The organism is Rhodococcus sp. 06-221-2, from assembly GCF_002258365.1.
GTDB classification, from domain to species: domain Bacteria; phylum Actinomycetota; class Actinomycetes; order Mycobacteriales; family Mycobacteriaceae; genus Rhodococcoides; species Rhodococcoides fascians.
Genome location: NZ_NOYJ01000012.1, coordinates 11,511 through 28,136 on the forward strand (window position 1 = coordinate 11,511; position 16,626 = coordinate 28,136).

General features: G+C 66.3%; 15 protein-coding genes. 8 read left to right on the plus strand and 7 right to left on the minus strand.

Features of this window, described 5'->3' with window-relative positions; genetic code table 11:
- Window positions 1-6 precede the first annotated feature (6 nt).
- Together CH281_RS06585 and CH281_RS06590 are read right to left on the minus strand one after the other, a co-directional pair.
- On the minus strand, window positions 7-741 hold the full coding sequence (locus CH281_RS06585; protein WP_032367519.1) for a TIGR03943 family putative permease subunit: 735 nt from the start codon (window positions 739-741) through the stop codon (window positions 7-9).
- Window positions 738-1,742, minus strand: coding sequence for a permease (locus CH281_RS06590; protein WP_094693517.1), 1,005 nt, complete (start codon window positions 1,740-1,742; stop codon window positions 738-740). Before CH281_RS06590 ends, CH281_RS06585 begins: the two co-directional genes overlap by 4 nt.
- Window positions 1,743-1,839: 97 nt before the next feature.
- Between CH281_RS06590 and CH281_RS06595 the strand changes: the two genes are divergently transcribed.
- Both CH281_RS06595 and CH281_RS06600 read left to right on the plus strand, forming a co-directional pair.
- A complete protein-coding gene (locus tag CH281_RS06595; protein ID WP_256983393.1) occupies window positions 1,840-2,547 on the plus strand; it encodes a response regulator transcription factor in 708 nt (235 codons plus the stop codon).
- A gap of 26 nt (window positions 2,548-2,573) precedes the next feature.
- A complete protein-coding gene (locus CH281_RS06600; protein ID WP_027495790.1) occupies window positions 2,574-3,956 on the plus strand; it encodes a HAMP domain-containing sensor histidine kinase in 1,383 nt (460 codons plus the stop codon).
- Between the two features lie 5 nt (window positions 3,957-3,961).
- Here the strand turns inward: CH281_RS06600 and CH281_RS06605 are convergent, their stop codons facing one another.
- The 3 genes from CH281_RS06605 to CH281_RS06615 are packed head-to-tail and all read right to left on the minus strand — an operon-like array spanning window position 3,962 to window position 6,890.
- On the minus strand, window positions 3,962-5,065 hold the full coding sequence (locus tag CH281_RS06605) for an AbrB family transcriptional regulator (RefSeq protein ID WP_094693521.1): 1,104 nt from the start codon (window positions 5,063-5,065) through the stop codon (window positions 3,962-3,964).
- Window positions 5,062-5,472: a universal stress protein gene (locus tag CH281_RS06610; protein WP_027495792.1), complete on the minus strand. Its 411-nt coding sequence runs from the start codon at window positions 5,470-5,472 to the stop codon at window positions 5,062-5,064. The genes CH281_RS06605 and CH281_RS06610 overlap by 4 nt, the downstream gene beginning before the upstream one ends.
- 35 nt (window positions 5,473-5,507) lie before the next feature.
- Window positions 5,508-6,890, minus strand: a complete 1,383-nt coding sequence (locus CH281_RS06615) for a CitMHS family transporter (protein ID WP_094693523.1) — start codon at window positions 6,888-6,890, stop codon at window positions 5,508-5,510.
- Between the two features lie 169 nt (window positions 6,891-7,059).
- On the opposite strand from CH281_RS06615, the gene CH281_RS06620 reads away from it, so the two are divergent.
- Window positions 7,060-8,724, plus strand: coding sequence for a sensor histidine kinase (locus CH281_RS06620; protein ID WP_094621577.1), 1,665 nt, complete (start codon window positions 7,060-7,062; stop codon window positions 8,722-8,724).
- Window positions 8,721-9,377, plus strand: a complete 657-nt coding sequence (locus CH281_RS06625; protein ID WP_032367526.1) for a response regulator — start codon at window positions 8,721-8,723, stop codon at window positions 9,375-9,377. The genes CH281_RS06620 and CH281_RS06625 overlap by 4 nt, the downstream gene beginning before the upstream one ends.
- On the opposite strand, the gene CH281_RS06630 is transcribed toward CH281_RS06625, so the two are convergent.
- The gene (locus CH281_RS06630; RefSeq protein ID WP_094621578.1) at window positions 9,360-10,742 is read right to left on the minus strand and encodes an MFS transporter; all 1,383 of its coding nucleotides are present in this window, start codon (window positions 10,740-10,742) and stop codon (window positions 9,360-9,362) included. The two genes, CH281_RS06625 and CH281_RS06630, sit on opposite strands and share 18 nt — an antisense overlap.
- A gap of 74 nt (window positions 10,743-10,816) precedes the next feature.
- Here CH281_RS06630 and CH281_RS06635 point away from each other — a divergent pair, with 74 nt between their 5' ends.
- Window positions 10,817-11,341 carry a winged helix-turn-helix transcriptional regulator gene (locus CH281_RS06635; RefSeq protein ID WP_032386391.1) on the plus strand — a complete coding sequence of 175 codons (525 nt, stop codon included), beginning with the start codon at window positions 10,817-10,819 and terminating at the stop codon, window positions 11,339-11,341.
- Between the two features lie 10 nt (window positions 11,342-11,351).
- On the opposite strand, the gene CH281_RS06640 is transcribed toward CH281_RS06635, so the two are convergent.
- Entirely contained in the window at window positions 11,352-11,777 is a 426-nt protein-coding gene (locus CH281_RS06640; protein WP_045842073.1) for an HIT family protein, read from the minus strand.
- 121 nt (window positions 11,778-11,898) lie between these two features.
- Here CH281_RS06640 and CH281_RS06645 point away from each other — a divergent pair, with 121 nt between their 5' ends.
- From CH281_RS06645 to purD, 3 genes are all read left to right on the plus strand, one after another.
- Window positions 11,899-13,170: a bifunctional glycosyltransferase family 2/GtrA family protein gene (locus tag CH281_RS06645; protein WP_094693525.1), complete on the plus strand. Its 1,272-nt coding sequence runs from the start codon at window positions 11,899-11,901 to the stop codon at window positions 13,168-13,170.
- Window positions 13,167-15,164, plus strand: coding sequence for a glycosyltransferase family 39 protein (locus CH281_RS06650; RefSeq protein WP_094693527.1), 1,998 nt, complete (start codon window positions 13,167-13,169; stop codon window positions 15,162-15,164). The genes CH281_RS06645 and CH281_RS06650 overlap by 4 nt, the downstream gene beginning before the upstream one ends.
- A gap of 76 nt (window positions 15,165-15,240) precedes the next feature.
- Complete coding sequence (gene purD, locus CH281_RS06655; protein ID WP_094693529.1) at window positions 15,241-16,491, plus strand: phosphoribosylamine--glycine ligase; 1,251 nt, start codon at window positions 15,241-15,243, stop codon at window positions 16,489-16,491.
- Window positions 16,492-16,626 lie beyond the last annotated feature (135 nt).

Consider the following 16,626-nt stretch of genomic DNA (forward strand, 5'->3'; position numbering starts at 1 on the left):
CCGGTGTCAGTACGCGTACGTGTTCGTCGGCGGGTCGATGCGCCGGGCCGTCGAGACCGTCATCGTGGGGGTGAAGGCGGTGGCTTCGGTCGCGGTCGATGCGTCGACGGTGCCGGTGAGCTGCAGCCAGGATCCGTCCGGAACATCTTCGAGCACAGTCGAATTGGAGTCCAGATGAATTCGGATGGATCGTGCGTCGGCCGCGCAGCAGATGATCAGGACACGGGCGAGGTCGAGGCCGTCGGTTGTGCCGTCGACGCGCGGCGACCCACCGTTCGCGGTCGCCACGGCGAATCCGGTGACACTGATCTCCCGGCCGTCGAGGCTGTCCTCCGAATCTCGGACGGCCCGCTGCACGACGTCGAGCAACGGGACGTCGGGGGCCTGCCCGTCGGGTAACGGCGGGAAGGGTGTCTTCTCGTGGGTCGAGACGGCGTCCACGGATCGGTCGCCGACCGCCGAGACACCGAGCGCGGGTGGGGCGACGAGGAGGATCACCGCAATCGGCACGAGCAACAGCCAGTATGGGCGCGCGTCGTGATCGTGACCGTCCGTCGGCCCACCGCGCCGGATGTCGGCGACGATCGAGGCTGCCGCGAGGACGACGATCAGCACGCCCGCGATCAGCAGATACGGATGCAGTGACGGTTTGACGTACCGGACGAAGCTGCCGTCGAGCGAGATCTTCACGATCGCTCCGCCGAAGAGGAACAGCAGGACGTTCTGCACCTCGCGTTTCATCGCGCGCCGATCAGGAATCCGCCGACGACCGAGGCGCACACGATCGCCACGACGAAGGTCAGTGGTGCGAAGCGGACGACGAAACCGCGCCCGAAGCTGCCTGCCTGCATCGCCATCAACTTCAGATCGACGGCCGGGCCGACCACCAGGAAGACCAGGCGCGGGAGCAGCGGCAGCATCGACATACTGGCCGCGACGAACGCGTCGGCCTCCGAACACAGCGCCAACAGAACCGCCAGAACGGCCATCACCACGATGGCCAGCAGCAGCTGACCGGCCAGGTGCTCGTACACCCGATCGGGAATCACCAGGTGCAGGGCCGCGGCTGCCGCGGCACCGAACACCAGAAACGCCCCGGCCTGCAGCAGGTCTGCGCGAGCCGACTCGCGGAACGTCTCCCACTTCGAGCCTTCGTGATCGTGACCACGATCCGCCAGCCGCGCGGTGATCCACTCGGCCTTGCCGAACCGCGTCCACAGCCAGCCCATCACCACGGCCGTGGCGAGCGAGGCGAGGAACCGGGCGAGAACCATTGCCGGCTCACCCGGAAAGGCCACCGCAGTCGACACGAGAACGACGGGGTTGATCGCCGGTGCCGACAGCAGAAATGCCAGAGCCGCCGACGTCGGCATTCCCTGGTTCATCAACCGCCGGGAGACGGGAACAGCTCCGCATTCGCACCCGGGCAATGCCATTCCGGCGAGTCCGCTCACACCGACGGCCGCGGGCTCGTTCTTCGGGACCACACGTCGAAGCACGGCCGGGGAGACGAACGCGGCGATGCCGCCGCTGACGAGCACGCCCAGCACCAGGAACGGCGTCGCCTGCACGAAGATCCCGGTGAAGACGGTGGCTCCGGTTCGCAGGGCAGGGGAGGCGGCGACCCACTCGGCGAGGTACGGACCTGTCGCGATGCCCAACACGAGCACAGTTGCGAATACGTGCATGGAAGTGACCGTCGGCCTGCGCCTCGTGCGGCGATCGGTGTTCGCAGGGAGCATCGCGCTCCATCATGCCCTCTCTTGGGGCACCTCTCTGTCGGGGCTCACAGCAACCTCACAGCGAGAGTCCAGCGGACGAGCAGCAACGCGCGCGATGATGGACACCGTGAGCGAAACCCCCGAAGCGCGTGTACTGATCGTCGACGACGAACCGACCATCGTCGAGCTGTTGGCGGTCAGTCTCAAGTTCCAGGGATTCGAGGTCGCGACGGCGTCCTCCGGCCCCGAGGCCCTGGACAAGTCGCGTACCTTTCGGCCCGAGGCACTGATCCTCGACGTCATGATGCCGGGCATGGACGGCTTCGGTCTGCTGCGCAGGCTGCGCGCAGACGGAGTGGATGCTCCGGCGTTGTTCCTGACGGCGCGAGATTCCGTGGAAGACAAGGTGACCGGTCTGACGCTCGGCGCGGACGACTACGTCACCAAGCCGTTCAGCCTCGAGGAAGTGGTGGCTCGGCTCCGAGTGATTCTGCGCCGGTCCGGTCGGACCGAGGAGACCGAATCGTCCCGAGTCGCGTTCGCGGACATCGAACTCGATGACGACACCCACGAGGTGTGGAAGGCAGGCGAGCCGGTCTCGCTCTCGCCGACCGAGTTCACGCTGCTGCGGTACTTCATGGTCAATGCCGGAACGGTGCTGAGCAAGCCGCGCATTCTGGATCACGTGTGGCACTACGACTTCGGCGGTGAGGTGGGAGTGGTGGAGTCGTACGTGTCGTATCTGCGTCGTAAGGTCGACACGGGCGATACCCGATTGATCCACACGTTGCGGGGCGTCGGCTACGTCATGCGGCAGTCGCGGTGACCGGCCTCCGCTCACGGCTGGGGGACATCCCGCTGCGCTTCACTCTGGTTGCGGCCCTGCTGCTGTTGGTCGGGCTCGGACTGCTGGCATCGGGTGTCGCGGTGACGTCCTCGTTGGAGACGTCGTTGATGCGTCGCCTCGATCAGCAGTTGGTCGAGGCGTCTCGGGGTTGGGCGCAACCGGACTCCCGCCCACTTCCACCCATCGGCGAGCCCAATCCTGGTCGCCCGCCGTCGAATTTCTACGTCCGGTCCGTGGCGAACGACGGCACCGTACGGGGACCCATCAACGATGTGGCAGAAAGTGTTCCGGATCTGTCCGGTGTCACCGCCGATCGCCCGACGACGGTCGGCTCCGAGAGCGACCCAGGGAAACAGTGGCGCGTGTTGACGGTGACCAACAGTGACGGATCCACCACTGTGGGAATTCCGCTGGGTCCCAATCAGCAGACCGTCAGCCGACTGATGGTGCTCCAGTTGTACATCGGAGCAGCGGTATTGGTGGTGTTGGGTGTGGTGGCGTACTTCGTGGTGCGGCGCAGTCTGCGGCCGTTGCGCGAGGTGGAGACGACGGCAGCTGCGATTGCCGCAGGCGATCTGCACCGGCGGGTGCCCCACCGCAGTGAGAGAACGGAAGTCGGTCGACTGTCGGCGGCGTTGAACGGAATGCTCTCGCAGATACAGCGGGCGTTCGCAGCGACCGCCGCCTCGGAAGAAGCGGCGCGGGCGTCCGAGGATCGGATGCGTCGGTTCGTCGCCGACGCCAGCCACGAACTGCGGACTCCGCTGACGACCATCCGGGGATTCGCCGAGCTGTACCGGCAGGGGGCGATGAGCGACATCGCATTGTTGATGACGCGGATCGAGGGCGAATCGGCGCGCATGGGACTGCTCGTCGAGGATCTGCTCATGCTCGCGCGACTCGATGCCCAGCGTCCCCTCGAGGTACGTCGAGTCGACGTGCTCACCATCGCCGCCGATGCCGTGCACGATGCGAAGGCCGTCTCGCCCGCACGCGACATCTCGTTGAAGGTATCGGCAGGACCAGGTATTCCGGAGGTCGCCGGCGACGATGCCCGGCTGCGTCAGGTGTTGGCCAACCTCGTGGGGAACGCAGTGCGGCACACGCCCGAGTCCGCGTCGATCACGGTGTGCGTGGGCACCACCGAGGAGTCGGTGGTGCTCGAGGTGCAAGACACCGGCCCTGGGCTGGGTGAGGAGGAAGCAGCTCACGTCTTCGAGCGCTTCTATCGCACCGACTCGTCCCGGACCCGTGAGAGCGGGGGCAGTGGGCTCGGCCTGTCCATAGTCGCAGCCCTGGTCGCCGCCCACAACGGGACCGTGGACGTGCGAAGTACTCCAGGCGCGGGTGCCACGTTCCGGGTCGAACTACCCAGGGCTGCAGACTGATCCGCTCACCCGGCCATGGACCGATCCTTCTTGCGTTCGGCGATCTTGGTGTACGCGGCAGCAGCGAGGGGCGCGGCCACGAGCATCGACACCAGCCGGATCACCTGAACGCAGGCGACGAACGTGACGTCAGATCCCGTCGTCGCGGACACGGCGAGCACTGCGGCCAGTCCGCCGGGCGTCGTCGCGAGATAACCGGTCAACATGCTGACTCCGGTGACGGCGGACAGTGCCCAGCCCAGGAGTGCGCAGATCAGACCGATCGTGAGTACGAGCAGCGCGGCCCACGGGAAGATGCGTCCGATGGCCCGCAGGCTGGCGACGGTGAAGGCAAGTCCTGCTTGCCATCCGATGACGATGAACGCCAGCGGCAGCAGTACTTCCGGGACGGAGATGTCTACGGGCCAGCCGAGTAGCTCGCAGGCTCCGGCGACGATCAGCGGTCCGAGCGTGGCGGGGGCGGGGAGTCGGATCGTCTTCGCGAGCAGGATTCCGACGACGACGGCACCGATCAGAAAGGCCGTGCCGATGTACCACGGTGTCGTCGACGCCTCGTCGGTACCGGACGTGCCACCGGTGTCGGTGTGAAAAGCGAAGGTGACGATCAACGGCATCGTGACGACCACCAACGCCACGCGTAGATACTGGACCACGGCGACGATGCGCTCGTCGCCGCCGAGCTCGCGGGCGACCGACACCAGACCTGTTGCGCCACCGGCAATCAGAGACAGTGCTCCGGTCACCGGATCGACGTCGCGGTGCAGTGCCAGCAGGGCGCCGCAGCCGGCACTGACGATCAGGGTCGCCAACCCGACGGTGACCGCGGGAAGCCAGTTCTCTCCCAGCGCAGCGAGAGTGTCGGTGTCGAGCATGAGTCCGATCGTCACCGCCAGCGTGCCCTGCGCTGCCATGGACGCGGGACGGGGGACCGCGGCCGGACCCAACCCGGTCAATGCGAACACCACGGCGACGACGAGTGCGGCGAACAGCGACGGCGCGGTGAGGCCCAGACTCGCGAAAAGGGCCCAGCCCCCGACGGATACGGCCGCGAGGCCGATCCATCGGAGGCTGTGCCGCACTACGGTCGTCACCTTGTCGGCAACGATCACGCTCCGGACTTGACCAGTAGAACCGGAACCGGAATTTCGAGCAGCAGGCGCTGAATCGTCTGTCCCATCAGGAACTTGCCGACTGCCGAGCGGTGCCGGGAGCCGACGACGAGGATCTCGGACTTCTGCTCCTCCACCAGAGTCAGCAGAGTGTTCACGGCGTCGGGATCGGGGCGACCCACCGCCACGGTCCAGGCCACGGCCTCGGCGTTGTCGATGTCGGCCAAGGCGGTCTCTACTGAGGTGGAGACCGCAGCGGTTTCGCCTGCCTCGGCGGACGGCTCGGCCGATCCCGACAGTGCGTGCAGGACGACCAGATCGGTCTCTCTGATCCGAGCTTCTCGAACGGCGGCCGCGAGTGCTGCGCGGCCCTCGGGTGAGTTGTTGTGCAGTACGCCAACAGTCATGACGGTGTCTCTTTCAGGAAGGTGGGGGTGAGGGATCAGCCGAACGGAATCTGACCGAGGACGATGCCGACCGCCAGCATTGCGAGGGAGACGACCACCGCTCGCCACAACACCTTCTTGTGGTGATCGGCCAGCGAGACTCCGGCCAGGGTCACCAGGAGCAGGATGGCCGGAACCAGCGGGCTCTGCAGGTGGACGGGCTGACCGGTGATCGAGGCACGGGCCATCTCGACTGGGTCGATGCCGTACTTCTCGGCGGTCTCGGTGAGCACCGGCAGGATGCCGAAGTAGAACGCGTCGTTGGTCATGAAGAACGTCAGCGGGATGCTCAGGATGCCGGTGATGACGGCCAGGTACGGGCCCATTCCCGGCGGGATGACGTTGAGCAGCCACTCGGCCATGGCCTCGACCATGCCGGTGCCCTGGAAGACGCCCGTCAGGATTGCTGCGGCGAGCACCATGGCGACGACGGAGACGATGGAGGACGAGTGCCGAGCGATCGCGTCGCCCTGCTCCTTGACCTTCGGGAAGTTGACCGTCAGTGCGATCGAGGCAGCGATCATGAACAGCACCGGGATGGGAAGAATGTCCATGACCAGGATGACGAGGAGAACGACCGTCAGAGCAGCGTTGAACCAGAGCAACTTCGGGCGCAGCGTGTCGCGATTGGGGTCCAGACCGTCGAAGAACTGGCCCGATTCGCCGTCGTTCGATCCGCCGGTGCCGGTTCCGCCGGTTGCGTTGCCGCCCTTACGGATACTTCCGCCGCCACCGGAGGCCACCAGTTCGGGTTCGTAGATCAGTTTGCCGATGCGTCGGCGTTCCATGATCCCCAGGTGAACGGCGAAGAGCAGCACGATGATCAGGCCGACGATCATCGACGGAACCATGGGCACGAAGACGTCGGACGGGGAGATGCCGAGAGCGGATGCAGCGCGAACCGTCGGGCCGCCCCACGGGATGATGTTCATCGTGCCGTTGGCGAGTCCGGCGACGACCGTCAGAATGACCGGGCTGACACCGAGTTTCAGGTAGAGCGGCAGCAGTGCGGACGTGACGATGATGAAGGTGGTCGAGCCGTCGCCGTCGAGCGAGACGACCATGGCCAGAATGGCAGTTCCGACAACGAGTTTCATCGGGTCGTTGCGTACGACACGCAGGATGCCGCGCACCAGTGGGTCGAACAGTCCGACGTCGATCATGATTCCGAAGAAGATGATGGCGAAGAACAGCAGGGCCGCGGTGGGGGCCAGGGACTTGATGCCGTCGGTGATCATGTCACCGATGCCGAGTCCCGCGCCGGCCAGCAGACCGAAGATGACAGGGACGAGGGTGAGTGCGACGACGGGCGTGGCTCTCTTGGTCAAGATCAAGAACATGAAGGCGGCTACCATGAGGAAGCCGAGTATCACCAACATCGTGCACTCCTTCTCGAAATGTGTGAGGTGGGTCCGGTTGGACTACGTGTTGTGACTGAAGTTACGTAACCGGCATCACATGTTCGCCGTTGTGCGCACTACCCGCGCAAGCAACGTAAAGAGCCTTTTGCGCATTGTGCTCGAGCAGCTCTCGCTCTAGCCTTGGCTGGTGCGATTGAGGACTCAAGTGCTGCTGCTGCAGGCCGCGTTGGTTGCGGTGGCGCTGGCAGTGGCGTTCGGAGTATTCGCGATCAGTAGCGGCGAACAGGCCAGCGAGGAGTACGGCGAGCGGGCACTCGCGGTCGCGCGGACCGTGGCCTCCGACCCCGAGGTGCGTTCGCTCGTGGGGCAGTTCTCGGCCGCGGACACCGCGGGCACCGATGCTGCGCCGGCGGGAGTGCTGGCAGGCGGTGCACTGCAACGGACGGGCGAAAGCGCCCGGGAGCGCACCGATGCTCTGTTCGTCGTCATCACCGACGACCGGGGACTGCGCCTGGCACATCCGGATCCGACCGTCCTGGGGCAACGGGTGAGTACCGATCCGTCCGGCGCATTGGCGGGCAACGAGGTCGTCGAATCCCAACGCGGCACGCTGGGCGACTCCGTCCGTGCCAAAGTGCCCATCCTGGCTCCGGGCTCGGCAGACGTCGTGATCGGCGAAGTGAGCGTCGGAATCTCCACGACGGCAGTGCGAACCGAGCTGGTGAAGGATCTGATCAACGGCGCACTGGTCACGGGCGCAGTCCTGCTGTTGGGTGTGCTGGGCTCGATCCTGCTGGCGCGCAGGTGGAAGCGGCTGACCCTGGGCCTCGAACCCGAGGAACTCGCCGAGCTCGTGCGCGAGCAGGAGGCGGTGCTGCACGGCATCGGCGAAGGCGTGGTGGCCATCGACCCGGACGGCATCGTCACCGTCGTCAACGACGAGGCGCGCACCTTGCTCTCGATCGAGGGGAAGCCGGGAATGCGCGTGGAGGACATCGGTCTGACGCCAAGATTGCTCGAGGTCATCGAGCTGCCGACGGGCGAGCCGGTACTCGCGGCCGTCGACGAGGTCGTCGTCATCGCGGCGGCGCGAAAGGTGCTGCGTGACAATCGAGATCTGGGGACGGTACTCACCGTGCGAGATCGAACGGACGTGGAGGCACTGACGCGTCAACTCGACGCGGTGCAGTCGATGTCCGCGGTGCTGCGCGCCCAGCGACACGAGTTCGCCAACCGGATGCATCTGGTCAGTGGGCTGCTGCACGAGGGCCACCCCGATCGGGCGTCGGAGTACATCGACGAGATTCTCGGTGTCGGACCGAGATCGGAGGCGGTCGAGGGCATCGATGCGGTCTCCGACGCCTACCTACGTTCCTTCCTCACGGCCAAGGCGGCACACGCGCGCGAGAGTGGCGTGCGACTGGTGTTGGGGGAGAACACCTGGGTCGGTGGAGAACTGGTCGGACCGGTGGACGTCACCACCGTGCTGGGCAACCTGATCGACAACGCCATCGACGCAGCACGGCTCGGTGCACGTCGACCTGCCGAAGTGGAAGTGGAACTGGTGCAGGAGGATTCGACCTTGCATATCGTCGTCGTCGATTCGGGTGACGGCGTTGCGTTGGCACCCGAGCAGGTGTTCGTCGAGGGAGTCTCGACCAAGTCGACGGCGGACACGCCGGGTGGCCGAGGTGTGGGACTGGCACTGAGCCGACAGATCGCGCGAACCCGAGGCGGCGAAGTGACGTTGGCCGATGCCGGCGGGCAGATCACGGCCGACAACGATCGCGGAGGCGCAGTGTTCATCGCCTCGATTCCCGACGCACTATTGATCGAAGAGGTGACGCAATGAGAGTTCTCGTCGTCGACGACGACTTCCGGGTCGCAGATCTGCATGCGGCACTGGTGAATTCGCTCGACCAGTACGAAGTTGCCGCAGTGGCGACGAGTATCGCCCAGGCACGCGAGCTGCTGACGACACAGTCGTTCGACCTGGCACTGGTGGACGTCTATCTACCGGACGGGTCCGGTATCGACCTGGTGCGAGAGCTGCCGTGTGACGCCGTGGTGCTCTCCGCTGCTGCGGATCAGCACACGGTGCGCTCGGCGATGACCGCGGGCGCATGGACGTATCTGATCAAGCCGTTTCCACGCTCGGCGCTGGTCGATCGCCTCACCGGGTACCTCGCATACCGCGGCGCGCTCGACCGCACGGACGAACTGACTCAGGCGGACATCGACGGTGGGCTCGACGCCCTCCGCCCGCGCGCTGCGGCTCCGTTACCGGCCTCGCAGTCGGTCACCCGAGACCTGGTGCTCGACGCGGTGCGCGGAACGGCGGAGCCGATGTCGGCCGGAGAAGTTGCTGCGGCCATCGGCATTTCGCGAGCGACGGCCCAGCGGTATCTGGCCACCCTGGTGTCCAAGGGGCGGTTGCGAATGCAACTGCGGTACGGATCGACCGGGCGTCCCGAGCAGGAGTACTCGCTACCGCCGGGTGCGTGACATCGCCACGACCGCAGCTCCGACGAGCGAAATGGCCGCGGTGATCAGGGCTGCAGTGTTCCAGCCCGTGACCAGAGCGGCCGCGGGATGATCGCCGGCAGGCACGGCGACCACAGCAACCACGGTGACCCCGATCGCAGACCCGACGTAGCGCGCGGTGTTGTTGGCCCCGCTGCCCATTCCGCCGCGTCCGGGCGGGACGCTGGCCACGGCCTCGCGTCCCAGCGCGGCGTTGAGGACGCCACTGGCGACGCCTGCCACGAGCAGCCCCGGCAGCAGCCGTGGCCAGGAGGCGTCCGCGGCGAGGCCCGTCAACATCACCATGCCCACTGCCACTCCGATCAGGCCCGCGGCGAGCTGGGTGCGGCCGCTGACGGCAGCCGGAATTCGCCGAGCCAGTAGGGCGGTGACGACCGAGGTCGCAGACCACGCGAACAGCAGAACCGCTGCCCCGAGGGCATCGATGCCGAGCGCGGTACCTACGAACCCGGCCATGTACGACATGAGTGCGATGATTCCGCCGCCCGTGGCCAGGGCGGCGACCGTGGCGGCGAGAAACGGTGGATGCCGAAACAACATGAGGTCGAGCATCGGGCTCGCACTGCGCAATTCGAGCGCGACGAAGGCCAGCAGCAGGAGGGCGGCGAGAACGAACAGCACGATGGGAGTCACGGCGGTCCACCCCTGCCGTCCCTCGACCAACGCGGCCAGCAGTGCGCCGATGCCCGTGGCCAACAGCACCGCGCCGACCGGATCGAGGCCGCGCGGGGCGTCGGACATGGATTCTTCGACGCGCAGCTGCGCGACGACGGCGAGCACGAGAGTGGCGATCGCGAGGACCACGTACGCCTCACGCCAGCTGGCCCACCGGTCGAGGAGCGCGGCGAGCAGCGGGCCGAGCGCGATACCGGCCCCCACGCTGGCACCCCAAACTCCGCTGGCCTTGGCGCGCACCGGCCCGGCGGGGTGCGTGTGCGCGATGATGCCGAGGCTCGATGCGACGACCGCCGCGCCGCCGAGGCCCTGCAGGATGCGGGCCAGTACGAAGATGAGGGTGTTGGGAGAGACGGCACAAACGATGGCGCCGACGGCCAGAACGACTGCTCCGAGTACGAACGTGCGGCGACGACCGAAGTCGTCTGCGACGGTCCCGGTGGTGAGCAACGCGGCGGCGAGGCCGATGCTCATCGAGCTCAGAATCCAGGTCCGACCCGCTGCGTCCGACATCAAGTCCAGCGCGGTGCTGTTGATCGTCGCGAGCGGAGCGGTGAACGCCATCAGCGTCAACAAGGTGCCCGATGCGGCGACGGCCAGTGCGCGGGTCCCGTTCGTGGTGCCGGCGGGCGTGGGTGCAGTGTCGGTCATCGTCGTCTCTCTGGTCTGGTGATCGAACTGTAAACGGCCAACTTGGTTCGGTCAACAGACTGTACGATCGGCGCATGGCACTCGGAACCGACTACGCCCGCCAGGACTGCCCCTTGGCCCGCGCGCTCGAACTCGTCGGCGAGCGCTGGACCATGCTCATCGTGCGCGACAGCTTCTTCGGGGTCCGACGCTTCGGCGACTTCCAGGTCCACCTCGACATTTCCAAGGCAGTCCTGGCTCAACGGCTCGGCACCCTGGTCGATGCCGGATTGCTCGACCGGCAAGCCCGAGCCCACGGCGGCGGCCACGACGACTACGTCCCGACGCACGCCCTCGAAGGACTGTGGCCGGCCGTCTACGCTCTGAGCTACTGGGGCGAGAAACAGAACCCGAAGCCCACGGGCACACGTCGCCGGTTTCTGCATGCGACCTGCGGGACAGATCTGGGACCGCTCGGACTGTGCCCCGAGTGTGGCGTCGCGCCCGGCCCACGCGACATCGATACCGACATCGGACCGGGTTACGACCCGGACAACCGATCCGACGCGGTATCGACGCAGCTTCGAACGCGCCGACGGCTACTGGCACCTCTGCGCTGAGCGAGGCGCATCAGTTAGGGACGTGAGCCTCGTGCCCGAGGTGGCGTAGCGCTGCTCGAAGCTTGTCGGCAGCCTCGTCCTGTGACTCCGCGGACGGGTTCGGATCCGCACCGGAGATATCGAAATTGCCCATGTCGTACGCCGGAAACACGTGCAGATGCAGGTGCGGCACCTCGAGACCGGCGATCAACAGCCCGGCCCTGGGCGCGTCGAACGCCGTCCTGACAGCCTGACCGATGATCTGCGCGACGACAGTGATCTTGGCGAACACGGCACCGTCGACGTCCTGCCACTGATCGATCTCCGCACGCGGAACCACCAACGTGTGTCCCTGAGTGACGGGGGCAATCGTCAGAAACGCCACGACGTCGTCGTCTTGCCAGACGAACCGTCCGGGAATCTCACCTGCGATGATCTTGCTGAAAATAGAAGCCATGGGGACAGAATGCCTTATGAGCTGTGCCTCTTGGTCACTCCGCAGGCTGCGCTCCTGTCCTCCCAGGTGATTGCCAGGTTCGTCGCAGCGTGGGTCCAGCTGCACACACGAGTGTTGCCTCATGACAACGAACTACCTCGCCCGAGCAGCAGGCCACCGGCCCGGCTCGAACGCAACGGCCACGCTCGAGGTGGTCATCCCGGTGTACAACGAAGAGGAGGATCTCGAGCAGTGCATTCGTCGACTGCACGAGCATCTCGAGGAAAGGATCCCGTTTCGGTCGCGGATCACCATCGCCGACAACGCAAGTACCGACGGCACCCTTGCGGTGGCGCATCGGCTCGCCGACGAGATCGACGGAGTTCGGGTTCATCACCTCGACGAGAAGGGACGCGGGCGGGCACTCAAAGCGGTGTGGCTCGCGTCCGACGCCGACGTCGTTGCCTACATGGATGTCGATCTGTCCACCGACCTCAACGCCCTCATGCCGCTCGTCGCCCCACTGCTGTCGGGTCACTCGGACCTCGCCATCGGCTCTCGGCTGAACCGGTCGTCCCGGGTCGTTCGCGGAGTGAAACGTGAATTGATCTCGCGCAGTTACAATCTCATCCTGCGCACCTCGCTGCGCGCCCGCTTCTCCGACGCTCAGTGCGGGTTCAAGGCGATGCGCACCGATGTTGCTCGCCAGTTGCTTCCACTCGTCGAAGACACCGGATGGTTCTTCGACACCGAACTGCTGGTCATCGCCGAGAAGGTCGGCCTACGGATTCACGAGGTGCCGGTCGATTGGGTCGACGACCCCGACAGCAGCGTCCACCTCCTCGATACCGCCGTCAAGGATCTGCAGGGATGCTGGCGCGTCGGTCGGGCTCTTGCGACCGGAATGCTCCCCGTCGCCGAACTGCGTCGAAGCCTGGGACGGGAGCCGCTCGTGGCCGGTGTACCGCACGGAATGATCGGCCAGCTGGTGCGATTCGGCATCATCGGTGTCGCGAGCACCGTGGCCTACGCACTGCTGTATCTGGTGCTGCATCCCATGATCGGGGCACAGGCGGCGAACTTCTTCGGGCTACTGATCACCGCCGTCCTCAACACCGCGGCCAACCGCGCCTTCACCTTCGGCGTACGCGGATCGGATGGTGCAGGCAAGCACCAACTGCAGGGCCTGGCGATCTTCGGCTTCGCCCTGCTCGTCACCAGTGGATCGCTCGCGGTACTGCACGCCTGGGTGCCCGATGTGTCACGGCACGTCGAGCTGGCCGTACTCATCGTCGCCAATCTCGTTGCCACCGTGTGCCGATTCGTCGCACTGCGGTGGGTCTTCCGTAATCCGGAGCCCGATCTTTCGGTGTCCGATCTTTCGGTGTCCGATCCTTCGGGGGAGAACCGATGACCACGACGATCGAACGGCCGTCCGCGGCCGCGCCGACCGAGCCGGCGACCTCCCGGCGGTGGGAACTTCTCGGGTTGATCACTCTGTTGATCGGCACCGGCGTTGCATACATCTGGGGACTCGGTGCTTCGGGTTGGGCCAACTCGTTCTATTCCGCAGCGATACAAGCAGGTTCGGTGTCGTGGAAGGCCTTCTTCTTCGGGTCCTCCGACGCGGCCAACTCCATCACCGTCGACAAGCCGCCGATGTCACTGTGGCTGATGTCGTTGTCGGTGCGGGTGTTCGGGCTGAACACCTGGGCGATGCTGGTGCCTCAGGCGCTCCTCGGAGTCGCCTCCGTTGCGCTGCTGCGAGCCGTCGTCGTGCGCCGATTCGGTGCGGCCGCCGGGCTGCTCGCGGGACTGGTGCTGGCGCTGACTCCCGTTGCCGCACTGATGTTTCGGTTCAACAATCCCGACGCGTTGCTGGTGCTGCTGATGATCGCCGCCGTCTGGGCCATGCTGCGAGGCGTCGAATCGGGAAAGACCAAGTGGCTGTTGATCACCGGTATGTTCGTCGGATTCGGCTTTCTCACCAAGCAGCTTCAGGTGATGCTCGTCGTACCGCCGCTGGCCTTGACGTACCTGATCGCCGGGCCGCCCAAACTCGGCACTCGAGTGCTGCAACTGTTCGCCGCGCTCGGAGCCATGATCGTCTCGGCCGGTTGGTGGTTACTGATCGTCGAATTCTGGCCGGCATCCTCGCGGCCGTGGGTCGGTGGCTCGCAGAACAATTCGATTCTGGAACTGACTCTCGGCTACAACGGGTTGGGCCGACTCAGTGGCAACGAGACCGGCAGCGTCACCCCGGGCGGTGTCGGTGGCGGCGGCGGGTCGATGTGGGGCGAGACCGGCATCCTCCGCATGTTCGACGCTTCCCAGGGCGGCCAGATCGCCTGGCTCATTCCCGCCGCATTGTTGTTGCTGGTGACGGGGCTGGTGTTGCGAGGCAAAGCCCCTCGCACCGATGCGCCACGCGCGTCGTTGATCGTATGGGGCGCATGGCTGCTCGTCACCGGTCTGACGTTCAGCTTCATGGCCGGCATCTTCCACTCGTATTACACGGTCGCACTCTCGCCTGCCGTCGCTGCGCTCGTGGGTATCGGCAGTGTGATGCTGTGGCGCGAACGACAGCGGTTGTGGGTCCGGATCGCGATGGCGCTCGCGGTGGCGTCGACCGTCGCACTGGCGTGGGTGCTGCTCGGCCGTAGCGCGAGCTTCGTGCCGTGGCTGAAGTGGGCGATCCTGGTCGTCGGTGTGGTGGCGGTGGTGGCTCTGCTGATTCCGGCGCTCACTCGCGGCAGGCTCGCCGCGGTCGCGATTCTCGCGGTGATGTTTGCCGGACTGGCCGGGCCGACGGCGTACGCGGTGGACACGATCGGCACCCCGCACACCGGATCGATCGTGTCAGCCGGGCCGAACACCGGTATGCGCGGATTCGGCGGCATGGGTGAGGGCCGGCGCGGGCAGGGTGGTCTGCCGGGTGGAATGCAGCTGCCTCCCGGTGCACAGATGCCGGCCGGAATGCAGCCACCGGCGGGACTCCCGGGTCAGGCCGGCCAGCTGCCGGGCGGCGCCGAGATGGGCATGGGCGGCGGTATGGGTGGACTGCTCGAGGGCAGCACCCCGACCGCCGAGGTCACCGCGATGCTCGAACAGGACGCCGCCTCGTACACCTGGGTTGCGGCGGCCATCGGTGCCAACACCGCGGCGGGCTATCAACTGGCCACCGAGGATCCCGTCATGCCCGTGGGCGGCTTCAACGGAACCGACCCGTCGCCGACCCTCGCCGAGTTCCAGCAATACGTAGCCGACGGCCGAATCCACTACTTCATCGGAGGCGGCGGTATGGGTGGCAGGGAGTCGGGTTCCTCGGCCGAAATCTCGGCATGGGTGACCGAGAACTTCACCGCGACCACCGTCGACAACGTCACGCTGTACGACCTGACACAGTAATCTCGCCATCCCCGACGGGCCCCGCATCACGACAGGTGCGGGGCCCGACGGCGTCGAGCAGATAGTCTGATGCACTGTGCGCGTACTCGTCATAGGTTCCGGTGCTCGTGAGCACGCCCTTCTACTTGCGTTGAAGGCCGACCCGTCGGTCGACAAACTGTTCGTCGCTCCCGGCAATGCAGGCACAGCCACGCTCGCCGAACAGCACGCCGTCGACGTGGCATCCGGTGAGGCGGTGACAGCACTGGCCACGAAGCTCGAGGTGGATCTCGTCGTCATCGGGCCCGAGGTGCCCCTGGTTCTCGGAGTGGCCGATTCTCTGCGCGAGGCCGGCATCGCCACGTTCGGCCCGTCGGCCGACGCCGCACGCATCGAAGGATCCAAGGCCTTCGCCAAAGACGTCATGGCACAGGCAGGCGTGCGGACCGCACACAGCGAAATAGTCGACTCGCCCGCACTGCTCGATGCCGCCCTCGACCGATTCGGCCCCAACTGGGTCGTCAAGGACGACGGACTCGCAGCAGGCAAAGGCGTCGTCGTCACCACCGACCGCCTCGTCGCTCGCGACCACGCCGCCGAACTCCTCGAAAACGGTCACCCGGTACTGCTCGAGTCGTTCCTCGACGGCCCCGAGGTGTCTCTGTTCTGCCTCGTCGACGGCGAGACCGTGGTGCCGCTGCTGCCCGCGCAGGACCACAAACGCGTCGGCGACGGAGATACCGGCCCCAACACCGGGGGCATGGGCGCGTACACCCCACTCCCATGGTTGCCCGAGGGCGCGGTCGACGAGATCGTCCGTGATGTGGTGAAACCCGTTGCGGCCGAGATGGTGAAGCGTGGTGTGCCGTTCTCGGGTCTGCTGTACGCCGGCCTCGCGATGGGTGCCGACGGCCCGGCCGTCGTCGAATTCAACTGTCGCTTCGGTGATCCCGAGACACAAGCCGTACTCGCACTGCTCGACTCACCTCTGGGTGAGGCGCTGAACGCCACGGCCACCGGCACGCTGGCGTCACTGGCACCTCTGCGCTGGAAGGACGGCGCGGCGGTCACCGTCGTCATCGCCGCCGAGAACTACCCCGGTCGCCCCCGCACCGGTGACGAGATCCTCGGCTCCGAAGGCGAAGGCGTCCTGCATGCCGGCACCGCTGTGAAGGACGGCGCGGTCGTCTCCGCGGGCGGACGCGTGCTGAGCGTCGTCGGCACCGGGTTCGACCTCACCGCGGCACGTGATGACGCCTACTCCCGGATCGCGGGAATCCGTTTACCGGGCAGTCACTTCCGCACCGACATCGGCCTCGCTGCCGTGGAAGGGCGCATCTCGCTGTAGGTCGATGCACGCAAAGCAGGTGTGCTGAGTGTCCACTATTTGCCGTCGTGCACGGGATCCCAATCGTCGGGGCTGAAAGTGGACGCTGAGCCCAGTTGCTGGGGCTAGGTATGCTGAGTGTCCACTATTTGGCAT

What these genes read in the sequence shown, in the direction of transcription:
- CH281_RS06585 (WP_032367519.1), bottom strand. Translation starts at nt 741, where the DNA reads ATGAAACGCGAGGTGCAGAACGTCCTGCTGTTCCTCTTCGGCGGAGCG.
- CH281_RS06590 (WP_094693517.1), bottom strand. Translation starts at nt 1,742, where the DNA reads ATGCTCCCTGCGAACACCGATCGCCGCACGAGGCGCAGGCCGACGGTC.
- CH281_RS06595 (WP_256983393.1), top strand. Translation starts at nt 1,840, where the DNA reads ATGGACACCGTGAGCGAAACCCCCGAAGCGCGTGTACTGATCGTCGAC.
- CH281_RS06610 (WP_027495792.1), bottom strand. Translation starts at nt 5,472, where the DNA reads ATGACTGTTGGCGTACTGCACAACAACTCACCCGAGGGCCGCGCAGCA.
- CH281_RS06615 (WP_094693523.1), bottom strand. Translation starts at nt 6,890, where the DNA reads ATGTTGGTGATACTCGGCTTCCTCATGGTAGCCGCCTTCATGTTCTTG.
- CH281_RS06625 (WP_032367526.1), top strand. Translation starts at nt 8,721, where the DNA reads ATGAGAGTTCTCGTCGTCGACGACGACTTCCGGGTCGCAGATCTGCAT.
- CH281_RS06630 (WP_094621578.1), bottom strand. Translation starts at nt 10,742, where the DNA reads ATGACCGACACTGCACCCACGCCCGCCGGCACCACGAACGGGACCCGC.
- CH281_RS06635 (WP_032386391.1), top strand. Translation starts at nt 10,817, where the DNA reads ATGGCACTCGGAACCGACTACGCCCGCCAGGACTGCCCCTTGGCCCGC.
- CH281_RS06640 (WP_045842073.1), bottom strand. Translation starts at nt 11,777, where the DNA reads ATGGCTTCTATTTTCAGCAAGATCATCGCAGGTGAGATTCCCGGACGG.
- CH281_RS06645 (WP_094693525.1), top strand. Translation starts at nt 11,899, where the DNA reads ATGACAACGAACTACCTCGCCCGAGCAGCAGGCCACCGGCCCGGCTCG.
- CH281_RS06650 (WP_094693527.1), top strand. Translation starts at nt 13,167, where the DNA reads ATGACCACGACGATCGAACGGCCGTCCGCGGCCGCGCCGACCGAGCCG.